We start from the raw sequence: 5,322 nt of genomic DNA, 5'->3' as shown, positions 1-5,322 counted from the left end.
GTTGTAAGCTGTGCGCTCGCCGCCATCAGCGAAACCGACATGATGCTGCTCGGCGTACGGGACTACGGACCTGGCCGTGCCGCCGATCCGCGAACTCCGGCCGGCCGGGCGGCACTGTATTCGCTTGCCTTTATGCTTCGACGTGCGGCTGCGGTCTACCTGGATATCCAAGACTACGAGCTGAAAGCGGGAATCAGGAGCCAGGAAGACCCAGCCCTTGGCTCGGTGGTCGGCCAGGTATTCCTCTGCGACACGCTCGAGAACGGGGCGGGCTACGCGACGCACCTGGGACAGCCGGCAATCAGCGAGCGGCTGCTCCGAATGATCGTTCAGAATTCGCACGGGCAGTTCCACGACCGTCTTGTCGATGCCTCGCACGCGGATGCCTGCGACACTTCCTGTCCAGACTGCCTCCGCAGCTACAGCAATCTCGCCTACCACAACCTTCTCGACTGGCGTCTCGCGATCGACATGGCAAACCTGGCATTGGACGCAAGCAGTCCGATATCGCTTTCGTCCCCGCTCTGGGCGCGGGTAGCAAGCCTCGCCGCGTCAACTTTGGCAGCTGCCCGCCCCGGCTCCGTCCTTATGTCCTTCGCAGGCCTCCCGGGCCTTCGCAACGGCTCCGATGCCATCATCGTGACTCATCCGCTATGGCTTACGGACCGGGCCGGAGCCGGGCCGGAAGTCGCAGCCGCATGGGATGATGCAGAACGCTGCCACGGGCTCCGGGTCGATCCATCGTGGAGCTTCGTTTCCGTGTTCGAAGCGCTGCGGCGGCCCGCGTAGTGGCCGGAAGGCCAAGAATACGGATTCGGCCGGCTGCCCGGACGAGCCCGACGCTTTGGGCTCAAATGCGCCTCTGTGCGCTCAGGGCGGCACTGAGCACGGCGAAAGAAGCGGAAGGCTGGGTGCTCCATAGCCCTCGCGCGTGGCTCGGTACGGCGTTCCACGTGCTCATGGCGGCCCGCCCGTCGGATGCAGGGGAGGCGGAGCGCGTTTGGGACACTGCAATAGCTGGGTTGCTGGCGGCATCATCGGGTCACCGGCTGGACAAGCGGTTCGCCAGCCCGGAGCGCTGGCCCGGCTACTATCTGGTTCGCCAGCGGGCGATAGCGTCGGCCGTCCAAGGTGTCCTCCCGCCAGCGTCAGCGAGGCTCCCGGCAGGTGGACGCCGGCCTTTGCGCGGTACCGAGCTGCTTTTGACGGCACGCGACGGGTTGCTGGCAGGGCGGCCCGATGAATTCGACCGCCAATCCGTAACCGAGTTCAAGTCGGCGCTGCCCGACCCCGCATGGCCAGAGGCCGAGAGTCTCACCGAGGGGTACTGGCGGCAGCTCAGGCTCTATGCGGTGCTCATTGGCGAAACAGCCGAGTGGCCAGCAGTCGCCCGCATTGTCGCTGCGTCCGGCCAAGTGCTGACAAGGGACGTGGACAGGCCGGCGTGCGAAGCGGAAGCCGATGCTGCGGTTGCCGGCCTCCGCGCGATGAACGAGGCGCTTGGGCACGGCAGCGGCAGCGCCCAGCTTGCGACCCCCGGAGAGATCGAATGCGGACAATGCCAGTACCAGGCCATTTGTCCGGCCTTCTGGTCTTGGTGCGAAACTATGTCATGGCCCCAGCTTAGGCAGCCTGCCGCGAGGGGAATCATTGAAGCCATTGATCCGGGGGTCGACGGGGATGTCTACGCGGTCACGCTTAGACTGGACGGGAGGCACGGCGAAGGCGGGCCTTTGCCGCTGGCGCTGAGGAGGTCGGTCCATGGCGATTTGACGGGCTGCGGCCTAGGAGCGCAAATTCGCGTCGTCCATGCCCAGATGCGGCAGGACGGCCGGCTCCGCGCCGACATGTCCACATGCGTCTTTGCAGAAGACGAATTGCCTGAGCTGGAATTCAGGAGGTCCGCCTGATGGGCCGCCGTATTCGGAATGTTGAGAAGATTCCGCCTCGACGGCTCCGGGAGCCGCTAACGCGTTCCCAGATAATGGGGCGCATTCGCTCGAAGGATACCCTGCCCGAAATGCGAACCCGGTCGGCAGTCCACTCGATCGGCATCCGGTTTCGCGTTCATGTTGCGGACCTCCCTGGCAAGCCCGACCTGGCGAACAAGGCACGCCGTTGGGCCATATTTGTCCACGGCTGCTTCTGGCACTCGCATGAGGGCTGCCAGATGGCATCCAGGCCGCGGTCCAACACCGGGTACTGGTCCGCGAAACTCAAGCGGAACCGGGAGCGGGACGCGCTTCATCAGCAGGCTCTGCGCGATCTTGGCTATCAAGTTCACACTGTCTGGGAATGCGAGACCCGCAATGTGGAAAGCCTTCGGGAGACAGTAGCCGGCTTCTTCAGCGGTCTGAGGTCGAAGAGCAATGGGCCCAGCCGATTTGCCTGACCGCTGAAGTGCTATGGTCATGCCGAACGCATCGGTTCTCGCCGGATGCGGTGGCTGGCCACTCGGTGATCGGAGACAATCAGTTGAGCTTGGGTGGGACCTGTTCGCCGACGTTGTCCATAACCGGAGTTCCGGTTAGTGCCGTTCCGTTCCAAGGCTCCATTTCCGACCTCCCGCGGGCAAAGGCAGGCCGCGCCAAAGTTTGCATGGGACGGGGTGCCCAAATTCAGCGATGCTCGATCTTGAACAGTTTATTTCCAATCAATATGATAAGGAGGATTTCGGTCAGAAACTCGAATCTTTTATCTGACAGGAGCGATGTCGTGGAAGAGGTCACCAAAGCGGTTCAAATGCGCGCAAAAAGCGCCAAAGAAGGCGCTCTGCTTACATCGAAGGAATTCGCCGGTTCCGGAAACCGTGCGGCAGCTGACAAAGCTCTGAGCAGGCTTGCGAAGAAGGGCGAATTGGCGCGCGTCTATAGAGGAATGTACACGCCCTCCAGGAAGACGGCATATGGATATGTGCTGCCTGAAGCGGAAGCCATTGTGAAGTCGTACGCTTTGAGTTCAGGTGAGAAGGTTGTCAATTCTGGTGCCACAGCGGCAAATCAGCTCGGCCTGACGACACAAGTTCCAGTTCAGAAAGTCTTTCTAACGAACGGAAAGTCAAAGAACTTGAAGCTCGGCCGTCGTACAATCCGCCTCAAGCACGCGCCCGCCTGGATCACGAGTCTGCCAAAGAACAGATCGGGCGAAGCTATCCGGGCAATCGCCCATCTTGGTCGGGCCAACGGCACCTACTACGCCAAGTTGCTCAAGAACAGGCTGACCCCGGAGGAATGGGCTCGCGTGGTTGCCCTCAAGGCGAAAGTCCCTTCTTGGGTCCATGCAGCAATCTCGAAAGCCGAAAATGAGTGGTGAATCCTTCTTCGATTTGAAGCGTGGCCAGCAGAGAGATGCCCTTCTGGCCGCGTCGGAAACATTGGGACGTGAGCCACATATCCTCGAGAAGGATATCATGGTTGTCGCGACGCTCGACGCTATCTACACTTCGGAATTCAAGGACCTCCTGTATTTCAAGGGGGGAACGTCGCTTTCCAAGGTTTATGGGCTGATCAACAGATTTTCTGAAGACTTGGACCTGACCTATGACATGACAAAGTTTCTTGATGGCGGGAACTTTGACGAAGACGGCATCCCCCCGAGCGGATCGCAGGCGAGCAAACTAACCGAGACGGTTAGAAAGCGGCTGCCGGAATGGATCAAAGGCGAATTTGCTCCGATTATGGAGCGATCCATGGCCGACAGGGGCATCAAGGTGATTCTGGCCTACAATTCATCGGAAACGCTCAATGTTGACTTTGAAAGTCGCTTCGACGGCCACTCTTATGTTCGCTCATCCGTTCTCCTCGAGTTCGGCGCTCGATCAACAGGCCGGCCCGCGCAGCAGCATGCGATAGCTTGCGATACAGCTCAGGCAAACACGGGCCTCGTGTTTCCGACTGCGTCGGTTCAGGCGATGGCGGTGGAGCGCACCTTCTGGGAGAAGGCCACAGCGGCTCACGTCTACTGTCTTCAGCAGAACCTCAAGAAGGAGCGCTTCTCGAGGCACTGGCACGACCTTCATTATATCCACAAGTCGAAACATTGGGAATCTGCGCTCAAAGACGGGGAACTCGCGGGGAAGGTTGCGCGCCACAAGTCATTTTTCTTCAAAGAGAAGGACAAGGACGGTCAGGCAGTGGACTACGCCAGGGCTGTTTCCGGCGAAATGGTACTGGTCCCGTCTGGCACCGCCTTGAAAGATCTGGAGAAGGATTACCGCATCATGCGCGAAAGCGGCATCACAGCCGCAGATGCCCCGGATTTCGAGGCGATCATGCAGAGCTGCAAGGATATGGAACTCGCCATTAACAAGGCCCTACGACCGGAGAAGGACTGCGCCTGAGCCATAGCCGAGCTTCCGTGATTTCTGTCCAGGCAAGCTGCCAGGCTCGTGAAAAGTTCACGGCGAACGCAAACTAGATATCGTGATTGGCGGCAACTAGACCTGTCGCTAGGCGGTTTATCGCATGATGTGCCTAGCCGTGATGCGCTGTAACAGCGACTGGCCATGATGTAGTTGATGCCCAAATCTGGTTCGTGCAAGAAGGGTCGCCATTTTGTGCGAGACTGGGGAATCGATTTGCCGTCTCTGGTCATCGACAGCAGCATGCTGCAATCGCAGGACGGGATGTAGCACTGACGTCGGGCATGTCAGTCATGGCCGAGGTGAAGACCGGTGATCGGCGCGTGCTGGAGTTCCTGCTCGATCCGCTGATGGAGATGGCTGACGGGGCGTTTCATGAGAGGTGAGGCAAAGCGTCAACATAAGATCCCAACAATCTCTGCTAACTTATCCAACCCAGCTATTGTGAGGGTGGTATGATAAAGCGAATATACATAGGAACCATAGGATATGTGACGTTAATATCACTTTTGGTTTTAAATGGTTTTGGAGGATGGATCACCTTTTTTGGGGGCGCGGATAATCACAACAAGGTTCCTATTGTTCCTGTATTTTTGTTGATGTTGGTAATTTTGATGACGTATGGACTATTTAAGTACGATTACCACGACGAGTTATTGAGAGATAAACTCGGCGATCGGCGAGCAAGAAGTATAAGAGTTGAGCAAATAGCAATGATAGCAGCGGTCAGCTCGTTGCTTTTGATTTTGTCGTAGGTCAGAGCGCCAGGCGGAGGAAATGTAAATGCCGTTGCAGATGACATCGAAATCGGGAGTCGATTGCGGGAGGAGGATCTTGATGCCCTCCTTGATTTCGGCTGGGACATCGAAGGAGTGCCGGAGCTCGCTGATGTTCGTCGCAGCTACAGCCGTCAGAAACCGAGGCGCGCTGTGCTCGCGCCTCGGCGCCCAGGTGAGGAGCAG

The 5,322-nt window shown here is 58.7% G+C and carries 6 protein-coding genes; 5 read left to right on the top strand and 1 reads right to left on the bottom strand.

Annotated elements, in window-relative coordinates:
• The 5 genes from EOD07_RS21265 to EOD07_RS21245 form a co-directional block, all read left to right on the top strand.
• Positions 1-789 (top strand): Zn-binding domain-containing protein (locus tag EOD07_RS21265; RefSeq protein ID WP_127236862.1); only part of this gene is annotated, 789 nt, incomplete at its 5' end.
• Positions 744-1,910, top strand: coding sequence for a PD-(D/E)XK nuclease family protein (locus EOD07_RS21260; RefSeq protein ID WP_348627779.1), 1,167 nt, complete (start codon positions 744-746; stop codon positions 1,908-1,910). The genes EOD07_RS21265 and EOD07_RS21260, both read left to right, overlap by 46 nt.
• Positions 1,910-2,392, top strand: a complete 483-nt coding sequence (gene vsr / locus EOD07_RS21255) for a DNA mismatch endonuclease Vsr (protein WP_127236860.1) — start codon at positions 1,910-1,912, stop codon at positions 2,390-2,392. Before EOD07_RS21260 ends, vsr begins: the two co-directional genes overlap by 1 nt.
• Positions 2,393-2,715: 323 nt before the next feature.
• A complete protein-coding gene (locus EOD07_RS21250) occupies positions 2,716-3,312 on the top strand; it encodes a DUF6088 family protein (protein WP_127236859.1) in 597 nt (198 codons plus the stop codon).
• Positions 3,302-4,339, top strand: a complete 1,038-nt coding sequence (locus EOD07_RS21245) for a nucleotidyl transferase AbiEii/AbiGii toxin family protein (protein ID WP_127236858.1) — start codon at positions 3,302-3,304, stop codon at positions 4,337-4,339. The genes EOD07_RS21250 and EOD07_RS21245 overlap by 11 nt, the downstream gene beginning before the upstream one ends.
• A gap of 674 nt (positions 4,340-5,013) precedes the next feature.
• Here EOD07_RS21245 and EOD07_RS38165 read toward each other — a convergent pair.
• Positions 5,014-5,322, bottom strand: a 309-nt coding sequence (locus tag EOD07_RS38165) for a hypothetical protein (protein ID WP_206519516.1), incomplete at its 5' end; no start/stop codon positions are given.

The organism is Mesorhizobium sp. M2C.T.Ca.TU.002.02.1.1, assembly GCF_003997225.1.
Note: the sequence above shows the minus strand (reverse complement) of the source record. Positions and strands in the feature narration are given on the sequence as shown.

Coding starts and splice junctions, on each gene's coding strand:
- vsr (WP_127236860.1), top strand. CDS start 1,910: ATGGGCCGCCGTATTCGGAATGTTGAGAAGATTCCGCCTCGACGGCTC.
- EOD07_RS21245 (WP_127236858.1), top strand. CDS start 3,302: ATGAGTGGTGAATCCTTCTTCGATTTGAAGCGTGGCCAGCAGAGAGAT.